This window comes from Pseudomonas sp. GL_091, assembly GCF_057837725.1.
Map to the genome: position 1 here is coordinate 3,607,826 of NZ_CM174451.1, position 21,783 is coordinate 3,629,608.

Here is a 21,783-nt window from a genome sequence, read left to right on the forward strand (position 1 = left end):
GGTTTTAGCTTAGTGGTTATGCGGTCGACTAAGCGGTCAGCTGCCTGTCACCGCCGACCCCTTTCAAATCCAACAAGAGAAACCGTCATGCGCTACGTTCGCTTCCTCAATCAAGGTCAACCTGTACTGGGTGTCGTCACTGCCGAAGGCGTACGCGTGCTGGGTACCGAGTCGCTTGAGTCATTGCTAGCCCGCGGCGTCGACCTGACCACCCACGGCGCCGAAGCCAACGGCGCACTGGTGGACATCGCCGAAGACGCCTACCTGCCACTGATGGCGCGTCCGACCAAGATCGTCTGTGTGGGTCTTAACTATGCCGACCACACCAAGGAGTCGCCGTACGCCCAGCCCACCTACCCGACCCTGTTCCCGCGCTGGAACTCCAGCCTGACCGCCCACAACAAGCCGCTGATTCGTCCACGCATTTCCGATACCCTCGATTACGAAGGTGAAATGGCGGTGGTGCTGAAAAGCGGTGGCCGTCACATCAGCAAGGAAGATGCGCTGGACCACGTTGCCGGTTACGCCCTGTTCAACGAGGGCTCGGTGCGCGACTACCAGTTCATCTCGCCGCAGTGGACCGTTGGCAAGAATTTCGATGACACCGGCGCGTTCGGCCCGGTCCTGGTGACCGCCGACGAACTGCCGGCCGGTGGCAAGGGTTTGCTGCTCGAGACCCGCGTCAATGGCAAAGTCGTCCAGTCGGCCAACACTGATGACATGCTCTTCGACGTGGCGACCATCATCTCCACCCTGAGCGAAGCGGTGACCCTGGAAGCCGGCGACGTGATTGTCAGCGGCACCCCGGCCGGCGTCGGTTTCGGCATGAACCCGAAGGTCTACCTCAAGGTCGGCGATGTGGTCGAAGTGTCCATCGAGGGCATCGGCAAGCTGGTCAACCCGGTGGTCGACGAGGCCTGATCAAAGCGCTTCGAGCCCGCGCAGGGCCAGCTCCCAGCCCTGCGCGCTACAATTACAATAATTAAAATGGAGGCAATCATGAGCGTGTCCCATGGTGTGCATTCAATTGATCATTACGCGCTGAACGTTCCGTCCCTGGACGAAGCCTGCCAATTCTTCGCAAGCTTCGGCCTTGATGTAGAGCGCGGCCCGGACCAGCTCCTGTTGCGCGCAGCGGACGGGCATGTGTGGGCGAAAATCCTGCCGGCTGCTTCCAAGTCCCTGGCCTACCTGAGTTTCAATTGCTACGAAGCGGATTTCGCCGCCCTGCGCCAGCAGATCGAAACCGCAGGCGGCCGTTTTGAAGACCGCCCGGGCGACGGCATCTGGTTCCGTGATCCGGACGGCAATCTGTTGCAGGTCAAGGTCGGCGAAAAAACCATGCCCGACCAGAAGACCGCTCCCCGCAGCAGCGATACCCCCGCAAACAGCCGTGGCGCAACCACCCGCGATGGCATGGCTCGGGTCCGACCGCGCCGCCTGTCCCATGTGCTGCTGTTTACCCCTGACGTGCTCGGCGCCCTGCACTTCTACGAGCACGCCCTGGGCCTGAAGCTTTCGGACAAGTCGATGGACATCATCGCCTTCAGCCACGCCGCGCACGGTTGCGACCATCATCTGGTGGCGTTCGCCAAGAGCAGTGCCAAGGGTTGGCACCATGCCGCGTGGGAAGTCGACAGCATTGACGAAGTCGGCTCCGGCGCCTCGCAGATGGCCGCGGCCGGACATGCCAAGGGCTGGGGTACCGGCAGACATTGCCTGGGCTCGAACTACTTCCATTACGTGCAGGACCCCTGGGGTTCCTTCTGCGAATACTCGGCAGACATGGACTACATCGGCGAAGGTGTCGAATGGCCCGCCGGCGACTTCCCCCCGGAAAACTCCCTGTACCTATGGGGCCCGGAGGTTCCGGACAACTTCATTTTCAACACTGAAGCGGACACTCCGGCCCCCGCCTGAGTCTGCCTGCCCCGCTCCAGCACACCTCACATGCCTGCATGGCGCGCATCCTTGTGATCGCGCCACGGGCCCGGCCATGTCCGGAAATCATTGCGCAGTACACGAGGCACAGTCATGAATCAGCACACCACAGTCGATGTCGCCATTGCCGGTTACGGTCCCGTAGGCCAGACCCTCGCCATTCTGTTGGGCCAGATGGGCTACACCGTCGCCGTCTTCGAGCGCTGGCCAGCCCTTTACCCATTGCCACGCGCGGTTTTCTACGATCATGAAATCCGCCGTGTGTTCCTCGCCATGGGTCTTGAAGAGGAACTGGCGAAAATCTCCCAGCCTTCGGCGCGCTATCAGTGGTTCAACGCCGACTGGAAAGTGCTGGTAGAGATCGACTGGTCTGCCGAGTCCATCAGCGATGGTCCGTTCGGCTACCTGTTCAACCAGCCGTCGCTGGAAGCCGCCCTAGACCGCAAGGCCAAAAGCATCGCCAACGTGCAGATCCATCAGGGCTGGGAAGCCACCGCGCTCAAGCAGGACGCCAGTGGCTGCGACATGGTGCTCAACCGCGTGATCCGTGAAGACGGCAAGTTTTCACTGGGTGAAGAACAGCAAAGCGTGCGTGCCCGTTATGTGATCGGTGCCGACGGCGCCAACAGTTTCGTGCGCCAGTCCCTGGGCATCGAATGGCAAGACCTGGGCTTCCAGGAAGACTGGCTGGTGGTCGACCTGAAACCCAAGCCCGGTGTGGAACTGGATGTGCCGGACATCGGCCAATGGTGCAACCCCGAGCGTCCGACCACCATGGTCCCCGGCGGTCCCGGTTATCGCCGCTGGGAGTTCATGCGCCTGCCCCACGAGACCCTCGAAGACCTGCAGGACACCGACAAGGTCTGGTCGCTTCTGTCGCGCTGGGTCACCCCGGACACCGCCGACCTGGTGCGCCATGCGGTCTATCAGTTCCGTTCGCGCATTGCCTCGAACTGGCACAGCGGCCGGGTGATGCTCGCCGGCGATGCCGCCCACGTGATGCCTCCGTTCATGGGCCAGGGCATGTGCTCGGGGATCCGCGATGCGTGGAACCTGTCCTGGCGCCTCGACCTGCTGCTGCGCGGCCTGGCGGACAACAGTTTGCTGGACAGCTACACCCTGGAACGCAAGCCACAGATCCGCGCCGTGATCGAAGCCTCCATGGCCATGGGCAAAGTGGTCTGTGTGTCCGATCCGGTGAAGGCTGCCGAACGTGACGCGGCGTACCTGAGCGGCAACGTGGCGCCACTGCCACCGTTCCCGGGTTTGACCGACGGTCTGTTGCAGGAGGAAGGTCAATTGCGCGGCATTCTCGGGGTACACGGTTCGATCGAGATCGATGGCAAGGTCAGCCGCTACGACGACGTCATCGACCGCGGTTTCCACCTGCTGGTCAGCGGTGACGAAGATCCGCTGACACTGCTCGATGCACAGCAACTGGACTTCATTCGCGCCTACGGCGTGCAGGTCGTGCGACTGGCAGCGCAGGCCAACAGCGCCAAAGGCATCTACCGCGACGTCTCCGGCAAGTACCTGCAGTTCATGGCAGAAGCCGGGCTCAAGGTCCTGGTCGTGCGCCCGGATTACTACTGCTTCGGTGGAGTAGCGCAACTGTCGGTCCTGCCGAAACTGCTCGACTCCCTGCGCCGGCAATTGCAGCAGAACGCCCCTGTCGCCAGTGGCGCCCGGGCCTGTCACGTCTGACACCGGTTTCTCGGGGGCATGGATGCCCCCGCTTTCAGCACTCTGACAACAAAAACAAGAGACAGACAATGCACAACATCAAGGTGAAAACGCTTGGTGCGGTTTTGGCCGCCTTCGCAACGCTCAATAGCCACGCCGCCGAAAGCCCCGAGACAGGCGAAGGCACGCTGTTTCGCAGCCTGTTTGGCGACACGCTGGAAAAGGACTACGGGATTCAGGTCTCGGGGTTATTCGACACGGCTTACTCACGCAACAATCGCTCGACCCACGACGAACGCCAGGATGGCCTGAGCAATCTGCCCCAGGTTGGTTTCGCCGATGAAGGCCTGGAATGGGGCAGCCTGCACCTGTTCGTCGACAAGGCACTCAAAGGCGACATGGTGCCGCGCATCACACCCCTGCCCGGCCCGAAACCGACTGAAGCCTCCTTCGGTTTTACCTTCGAAGCAAACTACGGCCGTAACGCCCAATTCGCTCGCACCCAGGGCTGGGACATGCATTGGGACGTCAACTCCCCCGGCGATGACGACCTGGCCAAAGCCCAGCGGGACAAACAGAAGTTCCTCGCCGTGCCGAACATCGCCGCGACCGCCTACTTACCCTACGGTCCTGGCATCACCGCCATGGCCGGGGTATTCGGCCCGGCACTGGGCTACGAAATCCCGCCCAACATCCGCGCCGCGCGCAATCCCTTTGGCAGCAAGAGCTACGCCTTCGTCAGCGAGCCCGGCACCGTCGGCGGCGTGTTGCTCGGCACCCGCCTGTACAACGGCGAGTCAGGGATTCTCGGCACCGAACTGGGGGTGGTCCAGGGCTGGAACAACCTGCGCGACAACAACGACAGCAAGTCGCTGATGGGCGCCGTGCGCTGGCGCACCGCCGACATGCAGAGCTGGATCGACTACGAGTTCATCGTCGGCGATGAACAGAACGACAGTTTCAGTGATGTACAGGCACCGACCTCACGGCTGGTCTCGCCCGACGGCCAGTTCAAGCAACAGCACTCGCTCAACGGCTGGCACCGCTTCGACCCGAAGTGGTCGATGGGCGCGGAACTGGTCTACGGCCATCAGGACGGCGATGGCAAAGCCAGCACCGTCGACATCATTAACGGCCCCGGCTTCGACGGTGCGCATTGGTGGGGCGCCAACGCCGTGCTCACTTATCAGCAACGGCCGGACCTGTCCTGGTCGGTACGCGCCGAGCATTTTGCCGACCCTGACGGCTTCATCCTGCTGCCCGTCTCCACAGCCCGCGGCGACTTCAACGCGCTCACCGCCGGCCTGCGCTACGACCTGAACAAGTACATCTCGCTGCGCCCCGAAGTGCGTTACGACGTGTTCGACGGCGACAACGACGACCAGCCCTTCGGCAACGGCCGCGACCGCTCGCAGCTCAGTGGCCTGGTCGAAGCGCTGATCTATTTCTAAGCCCGTGGCAGCCGGGCTGCGATGCGGCTGCCTCCCTCCACTCCATCCGAGTAACAACCATGAACAACAATAAGCACGCGTGGGATGTTCGCTACGAGTTCAAAGCGGTGGCCTTGCTGGCCCTGGGCTTCGGCCTGGTGGGCCTGGACCGCTTCATCATCCTGCCGCTGTTCCCGGTGATGATGAAAGACCTCGGCCTGAACTATCAGGACCTGGGCAATGTGACGGCCATCCTCGGCCTGGCCTGGGGCATTTCTTCGATTTTCATGGGGCGGCTGTCCGACCGTATCGGCCGCCGCAAAGTGCTGATCCCCGCCGTGCTGGTGTTCTCGCTGCTGGCGGGGCTTTCCGGGCTGGCCACCGGCATCGGCGGCCTGATGCTCATTCGCGCGATCATGGGCATTTCCGAAGGCGCGTTCACGCCGACAGCCCTGGCGGCCACGGCGGAGTCTTCGCACCCGACCCGGCGCGGCATGAACATCGGCATCCAGCAGGCGTTTTTCCCGATCCTCGGCCTTGGCCTCGCTCCGATCCTCGCCACCCAGTTATTGCTGGTGGTGCCTTCGTGGCGCTGGGTGTTCGTGATCGTGTCGCTGCCCGGCTTCCTGCTGGCCGTAGCGATGTACCGCCACCTGCGGGAAACCCGCGCCGCAGCGCCGCAGAAAGCCGCATCGCCCTCCGCCGCCGACCACCCGAGCTGGCTGGACGCCCTGCGCTTTCGCAATGTCTGGCTGAACATCGTCGGCATGTTCTGCATGCTGACCTGCCTGTTCGTGATCAGCGTGATGATGCCCAACTACCTGATGGACTATCTGCACCTGGATGTACAGCAGATGGGCTTCATCATGTCAGCCATTGGCCTGGGCGGGTTTCTCGGGCAGCTGATCATGCCGGCGGTGTCCGACCGCATCGGTCGCAAACCGGTGGTGTTGATCTCGTTCGTCGCCACCGGCGTGTTCCTGTGGCTGCTGATGGGCACCGGCGCCGAACCGGTGAAGTTGTTCGCCCTGCTGTTCCTGACGATTTTTTTCAACTTCAGCATGATCTGCATGACCGTCGGCCCGCTCACCAGCGAGTCCGTCCCCGCAGCGCTGACCTCCACCGCCACCGGCCTGGTAGTCGGCATCGGCGAGATTTTTGGCGGTGGCGTAACGCCGGCCATCGCGGGTTACATCGCCCAGCATCACGGGATTGAAAACACCCTGTACCTGGCACTCGGCGCCGTGATCGTCGGCCTGCTGGTGGCGACCTGCTTGCGCGAAACCGCGCCGGCCAGAACAGCTGCGCCCGCTGCCGAGGGCATCGACAGCGTTTGACCAGCACCGACAGGACATCGCAACAACGTGCCTGCCTGCAGCAACACGTCACGTCATGCACAGGATGTGCATGCCAGCGCGGGGTGCCACAAGCGTCCGGCGCTGAACTTTCCCTCAAGCGTTTCATTGAAACAACGGCGCCGGCCACAAGCCGGCGCCGACTCGTTTGATGCCCGGCATAACAGTGCGCCTGCGGGATGCCTGCCAAGATCCCTTCTTTGAGGAAAATTCCGTTGTTTTTCAGAAAAATGAAGTTGGCTCCGCGCTCGATTCTCGGCTTTGGCCTGTTTGGCCTGGTCGTGCTCCTGCTTGGCCTGTTCTCGTTGACCATGGTCAAGCAGATGAGTGTACAGGCCGACGCGATCAGGGACGTCTGGGTACCGGGCATCATCCGCCTGGCGGAGCTGAACAAGACCGAGGACCGCGCCGGGATCATGACCTTCCGCATGGTCGTCCTGCAGGACCCAACCGCCCTGGCGGACAATCAGCGCCTGCTGATGCAGGTACTCAACAGCCTGCACCAGCAACAGCAGGTATTTGCCAGCCGCCTCCAGCAACCGGCGGAGCGCGAGATTTTCCAACGCTACCTGGACGCCTCAACGGCGTTCCGCCATGAGCAACTCGAGGTCATCCGGCTCGCAGCAGAAGGTCAGCGCCAGGCGGCTACCGGGACTCTCGACGGTCCTATCGATAAATTTGCCATGGCACTCGGAGAACGTTCCGGCCAATTGCAGGACTTTTATCTCAAGCAATATCAACAGAGTGCCGAAATCGAACAACAAACCCATCAGCACGTCGTGACAGGCGTCATTGCCGCCGTCGTCCTCGCCGCCGTGTTGACGATCATCCTGGCAACGCTCTACACCCGCAGCATCAACCAGCCCCTGCTCGATGCACTCAAGGTCGCGCAGACTATTGCCCGCGGTGATTTGACCTCCACCATCCCGGTTCAGGGCAACGACGAACCGGCGCTGTTGCTCCAGGCGTTGAAAGCGATGCAGGACAACCTTCACGACACCGTCCTGCGCATCACCGGCTCGTCCACCCAGCTGGCGCTCTCTTCGCGGCAGTTTCATGGGGTTATCGCCAGCGCCACGAGCGGGCTTCAGGAACAAAACAAGAAAATCGAACAGGCTGCAACAGCCGTGAATGAAATGACCGCCGCCGTCGATGAAGTGTCGAGAAACGCAACCGCCACTGCGCAGGCATCACGCACCACCGACGCTGCGGCGCAAACCGGAAAAACCCGGGTCATGCAGACTCTCGAATCGCTGTCGATATTGGCCGAGGGCATCTCGGTGACCGCCGATCGTGTCCAGCAACTGGCCGGCAGCGTGTCCGGCATCAACCGGGTGCTCGAGGTGATACGCTCGATCGCCGAGCAGACCAACCTGCTGGCCCTCAACGCCGCCATTGAAGCCGCCCGGGCTGGCGAAGCGGGACGCGGGTTCGCCGTCGTCGCCGAGGAAGTGCGGGCGCTGGCGTTCAGGACGCAGCAATCGACGGAGGAAATCGAGCACATGGTCAGCGATCTGCGCAGCGTGGCGACACACACATTGTCGTCCATGCAAACGAGTACCGAACGTGTCCATTCGACCCTGGACATTGCCCGGGAAGCGGACTCTGCCTTACAGGAGGTGACCGTGGCGGTGGAGACGATCAGTCAGATGAACGTGGTCATCGCCAGCGCCTCGGAACAGCAGGCCATAGCATCCCGGGAAATCGACCGCGGCCTGGTCAGTATTCGTGATCTGTCGGTACAGACCTCGGCCAGTGCAGTAGAGATACACTCCACCAGCGAAGAGCTTTCGCTGCTGGCTTCCGGGCTGCGCGGGCACATCGACAGGTTTCGCATCTAGCGCGAGCATTCAGCATTTACCAGGTTTTTCTCAATGATCGAACTCCACCAAGTCACCGCCTATCAGCAACAGACCCGAGTGCTGAACCAGCTTTCGCTAACGATTGGAACGCAGGAACGCGTGGCCATTCTCGGCCCCAACGGCGCAGGCAAAAGCACCCTGCTGAAACTGATCAACAGAGAGCTCTACCCAGTCGCCCAAGAGGGCAGCTACCTGAAGCTGTTTGGCAGCGAAACCCTGAACCTGTGGCAACTGCGCGACAGGATCGGTTTCGTCTCCCAGGATCTGCAAGACGATTACACGCCCTACACCCGCGCGCTGGACGTCGTTATTTCAGGGTTTTTTGGTTCCATTGGCTGCCACGAACACCTGCAACCCACGCCAGCTCAGGTCGATCAGGCGCGCGAAATGTTGGTCAGGCTGGGGATGGAGCAGGAAGAATCCTGCATGTTCCAGCGTCTTTCCACGGGCCAGAAAAGGCGCCTGCTGCTGGCCCGGGCATTGGTGCATCATCCCGAAGCGCTGATTTTCGATGAGCCGGCCAATGGCCTGGAAGTGGGCGCGAGCCTGGCCATGCTGACGCTGCTGCGCAGCTTCTGCAGCGAGGGCCGGGCCTTGCTCATCACCACCCACCACGTGGACGAGATCATTCCGGAAATCGACCGCGTGGTGTTGATCAAGCAGGGGCAGATTGTTGCTGACGGTCCCAAGTCCGAGCTGCTGACCAGCGACAGGTTGTCGGACCTTTATCAAACACCGCTGCACATCAGCGAGAAAAACGGCTGGTACCGCTGCTGGCATGATTGAAACTTGAGCATCAGCGCTCGCTGGATCAAGCTCGCGCCAGCAGGTAAGACCTGGAGAACGCCACGGCCTCATGGGCCTGCACGTTCTCCACGCCAAAACCGCGCAGCACCATCAGAATGACTGCGTCTATGTAAGCCTGCGGGTCGTCGACCTTGCGCTGGTTCATGCTCCGAACCCCTTCCAGGGTCGCGCCAATCAACGCATCGACACCTGCCTGCATCGAGGGCAGGTCAAGCAGGCTGGCGTCACGCCCCGCCTGCAGGTCGGCCATCACGTACTTCAGCAAAATCGACTGATTCTGCACCAGATCCGCCCGGAGGAAAAACGCCGCCCAACGACGGTCGGTATGCGCGCGCAGCAAAAACAGGCGCATCGCCGTGCTGATGCGTTCCAGCGGTTGGGTCAGCACGTCATACACCGGCAGGATGTGCAGCGTCATGCCGTCAGTGGCCTCCTGGCCGATAGCGGCCACTGCTTCCTCCAGCGAAGCGAAATGTTTGTAAAACGCCCCCCTGGAAATTTTCGCCACCCGCGCCACGTCCTCGATGGTGACAGAAACCCGCGAAGGATCTTCGAGCAAGTCCATGGTCGCCGCCAGTATCCGCGCGCGCATCGCATCGCGTTTGCGCTGGGCGGTCACGCTGCGGTGATCCAGCGGTGCGTCCGGTTCGTTGTTCTGTGCTGCCGTACTGTCCATTTGCGTTATGCCTTTTCCCATCGAATCGCCGGGGCGGATAGATGAATTATATATTTATCAAAAAAATATATTTCCATTAGTATCGAATTCGTCACCGTGACGAATTCGTCATTGCTGTGTCAGAAGCTCATCCAATAATCTCAATAACAGGAAAAGCCATGAACTCCATCCTCCAAAGCGCAAAGGTCAACGCCCACGTCGATGATAGCGATTTGATTGCTCGCGCCAGCGGTCTGGTCGACACCTTGCGCTCTCGTACCCGGGCCGTCGATGAACTGGCCCGTTTGCCGGAGAATACTGTGACCGACCTGGACGCCATCGGCGCCTTTGACCTGATGATTCCACGCCAGCACGGCGGTCTGCAAACCAGCGTCAGAACCTACATGGAAGTGGTCAGCGAAATAGGCCGTGGAGATGGTTCGGCTGGCTGGGCCTGCGCCCTGATAAATATCTGCAACTGGATGCTCGCCACCCTGTATCCCAAGGCGGTCAGTGACCCGATCTTCGCCAGCGGTGGCAAGGTGCGCAGCAGTGGCGTGCTGTCTCCACGCAAAGCCAAGGTCAAGCGTGTGGCAGGCGGAATCCTGATCGAAGAAGGCCTGTGGGGTTTCAACAGCGGCGTGTACCACGCACAGTGGGACCTGCTGGGGATCCCCATCGTCAATGAAGCGGGTGAAACCGTGGACCAGGGCCTGGCGCTCATTGCGATCGAAGACATCACGCTGCTGCATGATTGGGACACCATGGCCCTGCGGGGTAGCGGCAGTACCTCGGTGTCGGTGAAAAACCTGTTCGTACCCGATGAGCGCATTGCGTCAGTGTCCAAGGCCATTGCCGGCGAATACGCCTCCACCCACTTGCAAGGTGAAGCGCTGTATCGCGGCGCGTTCATTCCGTTGCTGGCAATCATTCTGGTATTCCCCGCCCTGGGCATCGCCAGAGCGGCACTGGAAACCTTCCTCGCCAAGCTGCCCGGCCGGGGCATCCAGTACACCTGGTACAACCAGCAGGACGAGGCGGCCGTCACGCACCTACAGGTCGGAGAAGCCTCGGCCAAACTCGATGCCGCGCGTCTGGTGGTGGAGCGCTGCGTCGACGAAATCGATGCCTGCGCTGCTGCCGGCATGACGATGGACCGGCAAACACGGGCGCGCATCCGCCGCGACACAGGTTATGCCAGCCAATTGATCTGGGAAGGTGTCGACCTGCTGGCCACAGCCAGCGGCGGCTCCCTGGCCGGCAGCGCCAATCCATTCAACCGCCTGTGGCGCGACGCCAGGGTGGCCAATCTGCATGGTGTGGTGTGCACCTCCACCAACCTGGAGCTGTTCGGTCGAATCCTGTGTGGCAAAGAGGCGAACACACCTCTGGTGTAAACGCACGACACTCGCGCGGCCAGGCGTACTGGCCGCCAGGCATACGAATGGAGAATAAAAATGAACGATGCACACAACGACACAGCCAAGTTTCGTCGCGTAATGGGCCGATTTGCCACAGGGGTCACCGTGGTGACCTACGAACGGGAAAATGAACCCGCGGGGATGACGGCCAATGCGTTCCTTTCAGTGTCGCTGGAACCGCAACTGATCCTAGTGTCGATCAAGAACGAATCCCGCTTTTGCAAGCACATCAGGCAAGGCGATTGTTACGGCGTGAACTTTCTCACCGAACAACAGGAGCATATCAGCGGCCACTTCGCCGGCCGTGCCGTGGAGGGGCTGAACGTGGCCATGAACAAAGTCCGGGGCGTTCCCATCATCGAGGGCAGCCTGGCGCACATTGTTGCCAGAGTGGTCCAGATCCATACCGCCGGCGATCACCAGTTGTATATCGCTGAAGTGGTCGAACTGGTGGAAGCGGAACAGGCGCGCCCCCTGCTGTTCTTCTCAGGCCAATACGGAAAGCTGAATGCGGCGTGACAAAGGTTGCCCTGCGGCGAGCCGGCTCCACTGGAGAATTGGGCCAGGCTGCTCGAAACACGCAATCCCTGTTCTGGCTTGTAGCCGCTCGCCATTTCTCGACTAAAGAGAAGCGGCAACCGGTACACCGCCTTGATGGGCCACCCGCAGAAACGCGCGCACCGCTCCGCCGATTTCATTGACGCGACTGATGAGCAGCAGGTCGGTGTGCGGTTCGACGTCGTCGAAGGTGCGATAGGTCAGGCCCGGAATGGTCACCTGCATCAAGGGCGCCGGCACCATCGCCACCCCCATGCCGGCCGCCACCAGCGCCAGCACGCTCAAGGTGCTGGTGGTGCGCTGGACCTTGGGCTCGCGCCCCAGCGCCTTGCGCAACCCGGCCAGCATGTATTCATCGGCGCCGTGGGCGGCGTAGATGATCAGCGATTCGGCGGCGAGCATCGGCACGCGCAAGGTTTTCTCCTTCGCCAGGGGGTGATCTTCCGGTAGGGCCACCACCAGCGGCCAGGTGCCGATTCGCTCGAACAACAACTCGCTGTCATGGGCCTGACCGCCATGACTGGGCGCATATCCCAGGTCCAGCTGGCCGTTCTGGATGGCCTCGACCTGCAACTGCGGCGCCAGCTCGCGAAGGATGACTTCCGCGTCCGGATAAGCCGCGCGAAAGGCCCGCACGTCGGCCATCAGGCGCCCACTGAACACCGCATTACCGGCGAAGCCGATGCGCACGGTGCCCATCTCGCCACGCAGGGAACGCTGCACCACGCGCTGGGCATGGGCGGCCTGGTCGAGGGTACGTTGCGCCTCTGCACACAGGAGGATTCCGGCTTCGGTGAGCTCCACGCGACGGCTGGTGCGCAGGAACAACGGGCCGCCGAGCTCCTCTTCGAGGGCGCGGATCTGCATGCTCAGCGCCGACTGAACAATGTGCAAACGCTGGGCTGCCCGGCCGAAATGACCCTCCTCGGCCACGGCGAGGAAATAACGCAAATGACGCAGATCCATGGGCGCAGCACTCCATCAGATTTAATGATCAATCGTTCATATCAATCTATTTGAAGTTATCTGTCCAGCAGCAGATGCTGGAACCAGCAACACCCCACCTGCCGAGGAGAACCCATGCAGACTTACCTGGAAGACCGTCTTCAAATCACCGACCTGATCAATGGCTGGATTCACCGCGATCTCGGTCAATGGGAGCAACTGGCCAATCTTGCGCATCCGGACGGGATCATCGAAATCACCTGGTTTGAAGGCCCGTTCGCCGAATTCGTCGAAGGCTCCAAGCGCATGGGAAAATCCGACCTGCGCACCAAGCACCTGATCGGCACCCCGGTAGTCACTTTCAACGGCAACAAAGCAGTGGTCGAAACCAACGCCGTGATCGTCGCCGATAACGTCCGGCTGAACCTGGGTTGCAGCGTGCACAACCGTTTCTATGACCTGGTCGAGAAACGCCAGGACGTGTGGAAGCTGGTTAAGCGCCAGAGCATCTACGACATGGGCAGCTTCACCTTCCCGCAAGGCCTGGTCGAAATCGACCGTGACACCGTGGCGCGCTACCCGCGCGAATACGCACCGCTGGCCTACCTGCTGGATAAAAGCGGCTTCCCGCTGGACCGGGTTTTCGCCACCCGCGGTAGCGAACTGGAGCAGGCCATGCGCACCGAGGCCAGTGCCTGGCTCGCCGCCTGATCACCCCCCTCGCCCACCTTCACCACAGAAATTTCCAGCACCCGGCCAACGCTTTGTTCTTGCTTGCAGCGCAACACCCTTACCGAAAATAACTACAACAGAGGTATACGCTTTTGAACAATCAACTCGACATCACTGCGATTGTCGAAAGGAGTCGCTTGGGCGCCTTTCAGATCCTTGTGCTCGTCCAATGCTTCCTGTGCATGGTCGTCGACGGCTTCGACATCCAGGCCATGGCCTACGCCGCCCCCAGCCTGATCGCCGATTGGGGCATCGCCAAAGCCAACCTCGGCCCGGTGTTCAGCATCAGCATGCTGGGCATGCTGATCGGCTCCCTTGCCTTGGGTTCGGTGGCTGACCGCGTCGGTCGCCGCCCGGTACTGGTGATCGCCTCCCTGGTCATGGCCGTGCTGATGTACTTCGCCGCCAAGGCCACCACGGTGGACAGCCTGCTGGCCCTGCGCTTTTTTACCGGCATCGCCATGGGCGCCATCGTGCCCAACGTCGCGACTCTGGTCACCGAGTACGCCCCCCGGCACAACCGCGTGATGCTCTTGACCCTGGTCTCGTCCGGCATGGTTGTCGGCGGCCTGGTCGGCGGCGCCATTGCGGCCGCGCTGATTCCGCTGTACGGCTGGCAGGCGGTGTTTTACCTGGGGGCCATCGCCCCGTTGTGCCTGGGTGTGCTGATGTTCTTCGCACTGCCGGAATCCCTGCAATGGTGCGTGTTGCGCAACCGCCAGCTTGACCGCGTCCGCGCCATTCTTGCGCGCATCGAACCTGGCCTGCAGATCAGCGAACAGACCACCCTGGTGATCGGTGAGCCGCGCAAGAACGGCCTGTCCCTCGCGCACCTGTTTGCCGATGGCCGGCTGCGCGGCACCCTGCTGCTGTGGCTGATCAACTTCATGAACATGCTTTGCGTGTACTTCCTCGCCTCGTGGACCCCAGTGCTGATGAGCGGCGCGGGTCACTCACCGTCGCAAGCGGTGCTAGCCGGTACGTCCATGTGGCTGGGCGGCCTGGCAGGCGGCTGGTTGCTGGGCTGGTTCGTAGACCGTCGCGGCTTCGGTGCCGTGCTGGTGCCGACCTTCATCGTCTCGGCGGTGGCCATCGTCCTGTTCAGCCACTACTACACCTCGATCAACCTGGCCTACCTGAGCATCGCCGTCGCCGGCTTCGGCATCCTCGGCGGCCAGGCGGCACTCAACGCCATGACCTCTACCTTCTATCCGACGGCACTGCGCGCCACCGGCACCGGCTGGACCCTGGGCGTCGGTCGCCTGGGCGGCATCTGCGGCCCCTTCATCGGCGCCCTGCTCCTGTCCCTGCAGTGGTCGACGAGTGACCTGCTGGTGGCCGCCGCCATACCTGCCGGCATCGCCGCCCTCGGCATCATCGGTTTCTGGCGCCTGAATCGAACCACCGCCATACCTGTGACCAACTGAGCAACCCGCACTGCGGCCAACGGATGGCCGCCCCTGCCACCCCTAGAAAAACAAGAACAAGAGAACGTCCATGAAAAACATCAACGTCAAATCGTTTGGTGCGGTTCTGCTCGCCCTCGCGACAGGTCATTGCCTCGCCGCGCAACCGGCCGACGTCGGCGAAGGCACAGTGTTTCGCAGCATTTTCGGCGATACCCTGGAGCGCAACTACGGCGTCAAGGTCTCCGGCCTGCTGGATGCCGGGTATTCGCTGAACAACAACTCCTCCCATGACGATCGCGAGTCAGGGCAAACCAATACCCCGGTGGCCGGCTTCGGCGACGAGGGCTTTGAACTCGCCTCCCTGCACCTGTTTGCCGACAAAGCGCTGAAGGCCAATTTCGTCCCGCGGGTCACGCCATTGCCCGGCCCGGCCCCTACGGAAGCCTCGTTCGGTTTCACCTTCGAAACCGTCTACGGGCGCAATGCGCAGCAAGCCCGCACCTACGGCTGGGACATGCACTGGGGCATCAACTCGCCCGGCGACGACGACCCGGACAAGGCCCGCCGCGACAAACAGAACTTCCTCGCCGTGCCCAACATCGCCGCCACGGCCTATGTGCCATACGCCGGTGGCTTTACCGCCATCGCCGGCATCTTCGGCCCGGCACTCGGCTATGAAATCCCGCCGAACATACGGGCCGCGCGCAACCCGTTTACCAGCCGTTCCTATGCCTTCATCACCCAGTCCGGCGCAGTGTCCGGCTTCATGCTGGGCAAGCGCCTGGTCAACAACTCGAGCATGTTGTTCGGTGCCGAACTTGGCGTGATCCAGGGCCAGGGCAACCTGCGCGACAACAACGACAGCAAGGGCATGCTCGGCGCCCTGCGCTGGCGCACCCCGGACATGAACACCTGGATCGACTATGAGTTTCTCGTCGGCGATTCACAAAACGACAGCCGCAACGACATCCAGACACCTCGCGGCCGCGTGATCTCCCCGGATGGCCAGTTCAAGCAGCAACACTCGCTCAACGGCTGGCACAAATTCAACGAACGCTGGTCGATGGGCGGCGAATTGGTCTACGGCCATCAATCGGGCGACGGCAAAGCCTCGACCGTGGACATCGTCACCGGCCCCGGCTTCGACGGCGCGCACTGGTGGGGCGCCAACGTCGTGCTGACCTACCAGCAACGCAAGGACCTGTCGTTCTCCGTGCGGGCCGAGCATTTCGACGACCCGGACGGCTACGTGCTGTTCCCCTCTTCCACCGCTCGCGGCGCCATCAATGCAGTGACCACGGGGCTGCGCTACGACTTCAACAAATACCTGTCCCTGCGCCCCGAGCTGCGTTACGACTGGTTCGATGGGCATGATGATGCGCGTCCTTTTGGCCAGGGTGAGGCGCGTAATCAGTTGACCGGGACGGTGGAGGCGTTGGTGTATTTCTGAGGTTGGCAACCAGCAGGGTTGAGCGCGTGAACGGCGCGCTCAGCCTGCGGCCAAGGTGAAATGATCGCTGGTGCCGGTATTGCGCACGGAAGAACGCAACCATACGACGAAGTCGCGCGCAGGTGTCGTCATCAGGTCCGCATTCGGATACGCAAGGCACAACCGCCCGCCCGGTGTGCCTTCGCGCAGATACAGGCGCTTCATCGCCCCGTAGGCCACATGCTTTTCCAATATGCGTAATTGCATGGACTTGACCACCCATTTGCATTCGACTTGACCAGCACACGCCGTAGTGACGACCGGCAGAGAACGGCCAATAGCAGCCCTTCATGATCGGCTGCTACTGGCCAAAAGGTAGCACTGGCCTACACCGACCTACGGCGAGTGCCAGCAGTGGATCGCAAGAGTCGCACTACTTCGATACCACCAGCGCCGGTGGCTGCCAACTGCCCTCACCAGCGGGAAGAATCGAAGGTGGCGTGGCCTTCGGCCAATAGAGGCGCATCACCAGATAGGCCGTGTCGTCAGGCGCGGGCAACCAATTGGACTCCTTGGTCTTGCCCGGCGAATCCTTCTGGATGTACAGCGTCAGTGAACCATCCGCGTTCTTTTTCATGGCCGACAGCATCGGCGAATTGATCAGGTAGCGGTTGATCGGATTCTTGATCAGCAGTTGGCTTTTGCCGTCGTACATGGTCACTGACCAGAAGGCATTGACTGGCGGCAATTTGCCGGCGGGGAAGGTGAGCGTGTAGCTGTGCTTGCCGGTATTCAACGTCTGGCCATTGCCATCGGTACGCGTAATGGGGTACATCGCCTCGGCGGCGTCATTACCGTACAGACCAGCCTTCGCGGCGCCAGCTCGCATCAGCCAGTCGCCTTTGTAGAACGCCTGGTCGCCGAAGAACGCGCCAACACTCCAGCCGTTGATATTCTTCATTCCGCTCGAGAGGAATTTGTCGACCTTCTCGTCGCCGGCCTTCATCCCGAGCAGGACCACGGCCTTGTGCTCGAGCGAGAGGTCCTTGAATTCGAAGTTCCGCCCAGGGCCTACGCCGATGCTGGCCAGCCTGGCCCGAATCTCCTTGTCGTCATCCGATACTGGCACATACTGCAGCGCCGCCGACAGGTACTCGAAGAAGTTGGCCTTGATGCCATCCGTGGTGGCCGGCACGAAATCAATCTTCGACGCAGCGAGCGGCGCAGGTTGATGGAGGAAGGCTGACAGCGACTGGATCTTGTAGCCCGCCTGCAACTTCTCTACATTTGGCATGTCGGCCGGATTGAACAACTGGGTCCGGATCAGGGTCAGTGCAAAGGGAGTCGTGGAGCTGAACACCTTCTCGATGCCTGGAGGTGTCGCTCCCTTCCAGTAGGGGCCTGCAATCATGTAGCTCCCGGGCGCGCTGGCAGTTGCCCGGCTCCCGATGTAGCCGTAGTTGTAGGTGTTGCCGTCGATCAGTTGCACCGAGTAGTAGCGCTTTTTGGAGACGGCCGGCACGGTAATCACGAGCGGCTCTGCACGCAGGTCGGCCCAGAGTATCGAGTACGGCGTGTCGCTGTTGGGTGTAATGATGGCGGTGTCAGCCGGTGTCGCGACCCGATGATCGTTGTGCAGTTGGTTGAAGGGGGCCTTAAACTGGCTGGACTTGGAGTCCACCGCGAATTCGTTCATCACGGCGTAGTTCATAACCAACGGCAAGCCGTAGATAAAGCCTTCCTCGGCGATCGCCTTGGTTTGCTCCAGACTCGGCGCGGGCACGCCCTTGGCCTCATCCTCCTTATCTGCCTGCGTGATCGGATCGTTCTTGCTCGCACACCCCGCAAAAAGCGTTGAACCCACTACGACGAGTGCCGCCGCCATTGTCCAGCCCCGGTTAAACTTCCTGTTCATTTCTACCTCGTTATTTTGAACAAGCTGGCACCGTGGGCGTTCATGGCCACGGTGAAATAATTTGAATACTTCTTGTGGCGAAGCGCCTAGTCACGCGCTCAGGGAGTGTAGATCACAATAAGCCAGCATCCCCTTGCGCAGCTGAGCAGCTCAGATTCAGTTCCGTAGTATTTACGCGTCGCCGTTACGGACCATTTGGCTTCGAGAACAGCCAATCGTGATCTGCAGCCAAAAAGCGGATAGTCAGAGACTCACTCTAGAGGCCCGCCAAAGACCGCACGGGTCGATTACTGCCCTTCGCGACGGGCGGAAATCGGCCGATTCTGTTGAAAAAGTCGGCCATGGTTTGCACGACAGAAAAGTACGCGCTCGAGATTGAAATCTTTACTTTGATCAGAGGATTCCGGGTTCAGATTTCGCGTAGCGACGCGCAAAAAAGGCGTTTTTAGCGGTCAGTCTGCGGGCAGTCTGGAAGAACCGACTTTTTCAACAGAATCGGCCAAAAGCGGTCCTTCGCAGGAGGTGGTTAACAGCTAACAACAGTCGTTTCAGAGAGTCATGATTACGCGAAGGAGATGGGTTATCTTGTCAGCCGACTCACCTGCATCAGGTGAAGGCCATCAAGTAAGGATACTGTATGAATCGACTACCCCATCGCCACGCCCTCTTCGCCCTGACCTTCGCCAGCACCCTCACAGCCGCAGCCCTGTTGGGTACTCCGGTTAACGCAGCACAAGCCATTGTCGCTCCGACCGCCAGCCCAGTCTCAGGCCCTGTAGCCGGCACCAAAGTAACCGAACCGTACGTACGCATGATGGCGCGCGAGGCGTATTTCTGGGGTTGGCCGATGGCCAACATCTTCAACCGTCGCCAGACGTTCAAGGATTTGCCGGAGCCTGGGTTGATGGGCGGCATCGTACCGGTCGCACCGATCAATCGACTGGCGATGCTCAGCGACTACATCGACCCGGCCGAACGACTGGTGGCCTGCCCGAACCAGGACGTGGTGTACGGCGACGGCAGTATTGCTCTGGACCTTGAACCGGTGGTGCTGCAAGTCCCGGACTTCAATGGTCGCTTCTGGGTCTATCAAGTGGTCGACCTACGCTCGGACAGCTTCGCCGAGCTGGGCAAAATGTATAACACCCAGCCAGGCTTCTACATGCTGGTCGGTCCGGACTGGAACGGCAAGGTGCCAGCCGGCATCACCAAGGTGTTCCGTGCGCGTACCAACACTGGTTTCGTGGTTCCCCGCGTATTCCAGGATGATACCTCTGCCGACCGCCAGGCGATTCAGTCGACCCTCGCTGGCATCGACATGTACCCGCTGTCCCAGTTCGACGGCAAGGTCAAGAAGCGTGACTGGTCCAAGCTGCCAAAATTCCCGTCCCAGGTCTCGGACAGCAAGGGCGAAACCAAGTGGGTGATCCCGGAGAAATTCTTCGACGAATTGCCGGCACTGCTCAAGGACGCCAAGCCCTTGCCGGGTGAAGAAGCCCGCTACGCGCAGTTGGCCGCCCTCGCCGCCATCGCTAAGTCTGACCCGCAGCTGCGAGCAGCGATGATCGACGAAGCGAAAAAGGCTGACAGTGAAGTGATTGACCCGCTGTTGCAGTTCCGCAACTACGGCCTGCAACTGCCCAATAACTGGAGCACCATCAGCAACGGCGCGGCCTTCGGCACTGACTATTTCACCCGTACCGCCGTGGCCCGCTCGAACATCTTCGTCAACCCGCAAAAAGAGACCAAGTACTTCTATCAGGACCTGGATGAAAACGGCGTTCGCCTCGAAGGCAATAACGGTTACACCGTGACTTTCGCCAAGAACAAGCTGCCTCCGGTCAAGGGCTTCTGGTCGCTGACGTTGTACAACGAACAGCACTTCTTCTCGCCGAACGAGCTCAAGCGTTACTCCATCGGCACCAAGAACAAATCGCTGCAAACCAACCCTGACGGCTCGCTGACCATCTATGTGCAGAGCGAGTCGCCGGGCAAGGACAAGGAAAGCAACTGGCTGCCATCGCCGAAAGACGCGCAGTTCTCACTGTACCTTCGCGCCTACTGGCCTGAGCAGGCAGCGCTGAACGGCCAATGGACACCTCCACCTGTAGTGAAAACTAATTGAAAAGGACTTCTACCATGAACTCAGTGGGTAAAACGCTGACTGCGCTGGCTCTCGGCGTCTCGATCAGCCTCGGCGCCCAGGCTGCTACGCATTACGAGCAATTGGCGGACCTGCCCTTTGCCGGGGGTTATCCAACCCTGGAAGGCGTGGCCCAACTCAAGAACGAACTCATGTTCCAGCGCGGCGTGCAGACCTATATCTGGGCACTGCCTGCGTTGAACATGTATGCGATGAAAGAGGCCTCGGAGAAAGCCTTCGGCGCCGGCTACAACGTGCTGCCGATCTGGAAGGACCGGCTCAACGCCAAGACCCTGGTGACCACGCCCAACTCCGACGTGATCTACGCCATGGGCTACCTGGACCTGAAGCAGGACGGTCCAATGGTGATCGAAGTGCCGCCGGGGATGCAGGGCATTCTCGACGACTTCTTCCAGCGTCCGATCTGCTCCGAAGGCCAGATCGAAGGTCGCCAATGGTGTGGCGACGTCGGCCTGCCCGGCCCGGACAAAGGCAAGGGCGCAAAATACCTGGTGCTGCCACCGGATTACAAAGGTGATGTACCGCCCGGGTACCTGACCTATCGTTCGCGCACCTACAACGTGTTCGTGTTCTGGCGCGGTTTCTTCAAAGACCCGAAACAGCTTGAAGCGCCGGTCAAGGTCATGGAGCAGACACGTATCTATCCGCTGGGCAAAGAAGCCTCGGCGAAGAAGATGGAGTTCCCGAACGCGTCGCAAACGCCGATCAACATGCTCTACCCCACCGACGGCAGCGCCTTCAATATGCTGTCTCGGTTTATCGACCACGAGTACGTCGACTCACAGGACATGGAGATGCGCGGCATGCTGGCCGCCCTCGGCATCATCAAGGGCAAGCCGTTCCAACCGGATGCAGCGACCCGCAACCTGCTCGACAAGGCTGCGAAAACCGCGAGTAAAATGGGGCATGCCACTTCTTACACACCACAAACCATCGTCACCAATGGCACCTGGTATCCGGACCGCAAGTGGCTGAACGTCTTCCCGGGCAATGCCACATTCACCGCCGACACCTTCAACTACATCGACCCGCGCACCGGCTTCTTCACCAATGCCTACTCGGCCAGCCCGGGTATGGCGGTAAACATGGAGAACGTCGGCGCCAAGTACCCGGCCACCTTCGTCGACGCCAAGGGCGAGTTCCTGTCGGGCAGCAACGCCTACACGCTGAACCTGCCCAAAGGCATACCGGCGGCGTTGTTCTGGTCGGTGACGGTGTATGACTCGATCACCGCTTCGGGCGTGGACAATGGCCAACCGTTCCCGTCGTTGAATGCCATGGACAAGCCACTGGTGAATGCCGACGGCTCGATAGACGTGCACTTCGGGCCGAATTCACCGGGTGAAGGCAAGAACTGGATGCGCACCCTGCCGGACAAAGGTTTCTTCGTGATCCTGCGCCTTTACGGACCGACCAAGGCGTTTTTCGACAAGGCGTGGAAACCCAGCGATATGCAGAAGCAGTGAGTACTTGAGCC

The 21,783-nt window shown here is 60.9% G+C and carries 17 protein-coding genes and 2 pseudogenes; 15 read left to right on the forward strand and 4 right to left on the reverse strand.

The window, feature by feature from the left end; translation table 11 throughout:
- The first annotated feature begins 87 nt into the window (after positions 1 to 87).
- From AC3ITY_RS16465 to AC3ITY_RS16500, 8 genes and pseudogenes are all read left to right on the forward strand, one after another.
- Positions 88 to 921, forward strand: coding sequence for a fumarylacetoacetate hydrolase family protein (locus AC3ITY_RS16465; protein ID WP_489303643.1), 834 nt, complete (start codon positions 88 to 90; stop codon positions 919 to 921).
- A gap of 78 nt (positions 922 to 999) precedes the next feature.
- Entirely contained in the window at positions 1,000 to 1,920 is a 921-nt protein-coding gene (locus AC3ITY_RS16470) for a VOC family protein (RefSeq protein ID WP_489303645.1), read from the forward strand.
- Positions 1,921 to 2,034: 114 nt separating this feature from the next.
- Positions 2,035 to 3,645 (forward strand): bifunctional 3-(3-hydroxy-phenyl)propionate/3-hydroxycinnamic acid hydroxylase MhpA, encoded by a 1,611-nt coding sequence (gene mhpA / locus AC3ITY_RS16475; RefSeq protein ID WP_489303647.1) that lies wholly within the window; start codon positions 2,035 to 2,037, stop codon positions 3,643 to 3,645.
- 68 nt (positions 3,646 to 3,713) lie between these two features.
- Positions 3,714 to 5,075, forward strand: a complete 1,362-nt coding sequence (locus tag AC3ITY_RS16480; protein ID WP_489303649.1) for an outer membrane beta-barrel protein — start codon at positions 3,714 to 3,716, stop codon at positions 5,073 to 5,075.
- Positions 5,076 to 5,134: 59 nt separating this feature from the next.
- Positions 5,135 to 6,391 carry an MFS transporter gene (locus tag AC3ITY_RS16485; RefSeq protein WP_489303651.1) on the forward strand — a complete coding sequence of 419 codons (1,257 nt, stop codon included), beginning with the start codon at positions 5,135 to 5,137 and terminating at the stop codon, positions 6,389 to 6,391.
- A gap of 248 nt (positions 6,392 to 6,639) precedes the next feature.
- A pseudogene (locus AC3ITY_RS16490) lies at positions 6,640 to 7,395 on the forward strand (MCP four helix bundle domain-containing protein); the annotation flags it as partial.
- Positions 7,396 to 7,734: 339 nt separating this feature from the next.
- Positions 7,735 to 8,250, forward strand: a pseudogene (locus AC3ITY_RS16495) (methyl-accepting chemotaxis protein); the annotation flags it as partial.
- A gap of 33 nt (positions 8,251 to 8,283) precedes the next feature.
- On the forward strand, positions 8,284 to 9,057 hold the full coding sequence (locus tag AC3ITY_RS16500) for an ABC transporter ATP-binding protein (protein WP_489303653.1): 774 nt from the start codon (positions 8,284 to 8,286) through the stop codon (positions 9,055 to 9,057).
- A gap of 25 nt (positions 9,058 to 9,082) precedes the next feature.
- Here AC3ITY_RS16500 and AC3ITY_RS16505 read toward each other — a convergent pair whose 3' ends face one another.
- Positions 9,083 to 9,754, reverse strand: coding sequence for a TetR/AcrR family transcriptional regulator (locus AC3ITY_RS16505; RefSeq protein WP_489303655.1), 672 nt, complete (start codon positions 9,752 to 9,754; stop codon positions 9,083 to 9,085).
- A gap of 158 nt (positions 9,755 to 9,912) precedes the next feature.
- On the opposite strand from AC3ITY_RS16505, the gene AC3ITY_RS16510 reads away from it, so the two are divergent.
- Together AC3ITY_RS16510 and AC3ITY_RS16515 are read left to right on the forward strand one after the other, a co-directional pair.
- On the forward strand, positions 9,913 to 11,130 hold the full coding sequence (locus tag AC3ITY_RS16510) for an acyl-CoA dehydrogenase family protein (protein ID WP_489303657.1): 1,218 nt from the start codon (positions 9,913 to 9,915) through the stop codon (positions 11,128 to 11,130).
- A gap of 60 nt (positions 11,131 to 11,190) precedes the next feature.
- A complete protein-coding gene (locus AC3ITY_RS16515; RefSeq protein ID WP_489303659.1) occupies positions 11,191 to 11,673 on the forward strand; it encodes a flavin reductase family protein in 483 nt (160 codons plus the stop codon).
- A gap of 102 nt (positions 11,674 to 11,775) precedes the next feature.
- On the opposite strand, the gene AC3ITY_RS16520 is transcribed toward AC3ITY_RS16515, so the two are convergent.
- Positions 11,776 to 12,678, reverse strand: a complete 903-nt coding sequence (locus AC3ITY_RS16520) for a LysR substrate-binding domain-containing protein (RefSeq protein ID WP_489303661.1) — start codon at positions 12,676 to 12,678, stop codon at positions 11,776 to 11,778.
- 114 nt (positions 12,679 to 12,792) lie between these two features.
- Here AC3ITY_RS16520 and AC3ITY_RS16525 point away from each other — a divergent pair, with 114 nt between their 5' ends.
- The 3 genes from AC3ITY_RS16525 to AC3ITY_RS16535 all read left to right on the forward strand — a co-directional run bounded on the left by AC3ITY_RS16525 (position 12,793) and on the right by AC3ITY_RS16535 (position 16,248).
- Positions 12,793 to 13,368, forward strand: a complete 576-nt coding sequence (locus AC3ITY_RS16525; RefSeq protein ID WP_489303663.1) for a nuclear transport factor 2 family protein — start codon at positions 12,793 to 12,795, stop codon at positions 13,366 to 13,368.
- A 113-nt stretch (positions 13,369 to 13,481) separates the two neighbouring features.
- Positions 13,482 to 14,816 carry an MFS transporter gene (locus tag AC3ITY_RS16530; protein WP_489303665.1) on the forward strand — a complete coding sequence of 445 codons (1,335 nt, stop codon included), beginning with the start codon at positions 13,482 to 13,484 and terminating at the stop codon, positions 14,814 to 14,816.
- 70 nt (positions 14,817 to 14,886) lie between these two features.
- Positions 14,887 to 16,248: an outer membrane beta-barrel protein gene (locus tag AC3ITY_RS16535; protein ID WP_489303667.1), complete on the forward strand. Its 1,362-nt coding sequence runs from the start codon at positions 14,887 to 14,889 to the stop codon at positions 16,246 to 16,248.
- Between the two features lie 39 nt (positions 16,249 to 16,287).
- On the opposite strand, the gene AC3ITY_RS16540 is transcribed toward AC3ITY_RS16535, so the two are convergent.
- Entirely contained in the window at positions 16,288 to 16,494 is a 207-nt protein-coding gene (locus tag AC3ITY_RS16540; RefSeq protein ID WP_489303669.1) for a hypothetical protein, read from the reverse strand.
- Between the two features lie 166 nt (positions 16,495 to 16,660).
- A complete protein-coding gene (locus AC3ITY_RS16545; protein WP_489310897.1) occupies positions 16,661 to 18,112 on the reverse strand; it encodes a DUF1254 domain-containing protein in 1,452 nt (483 codons plus the stop codon).
- Between the two features lie 667 nt (positions 18,113 to 18,779).
- Between AC3ITY_RS16545 and AC3ITY_RS16550 the strand changes: the two genes are divergently transcribed.
- Both AC3ITY_RS16550 and AC3ITY_RS16555 read left to right on the forward strand, forming a co-directional pair.
- The gene (locus AC3ITY_RS16550) at positions 18,780 to 20,267 is read left to right on the forward strand and encodes a DUF1254 domain-containing protein (RefSeq protein ID WP_489303671.1); all 1,488 of its coding nucleotides are present in this window, start codon (positions 18,780 to 18,782) and stop codon (positions 20,265 to 20,267) included.
- Between the two features lie 14 nt (positions 20,268 to 20,281).
- Positions 20,282 to 21,772, forward strand: coding sequence for a DUF1254 domain-containing protein (locus AC3ITY_RS16555; RefSeq protein WP_489303673.1), 1,491 nt, complete (start codon positions 20,282 to 20,284; stop codon positions 21,770 to 21,772).
- Positions 21,773 to 21,783: the final 11 nt, after the last annotated feature.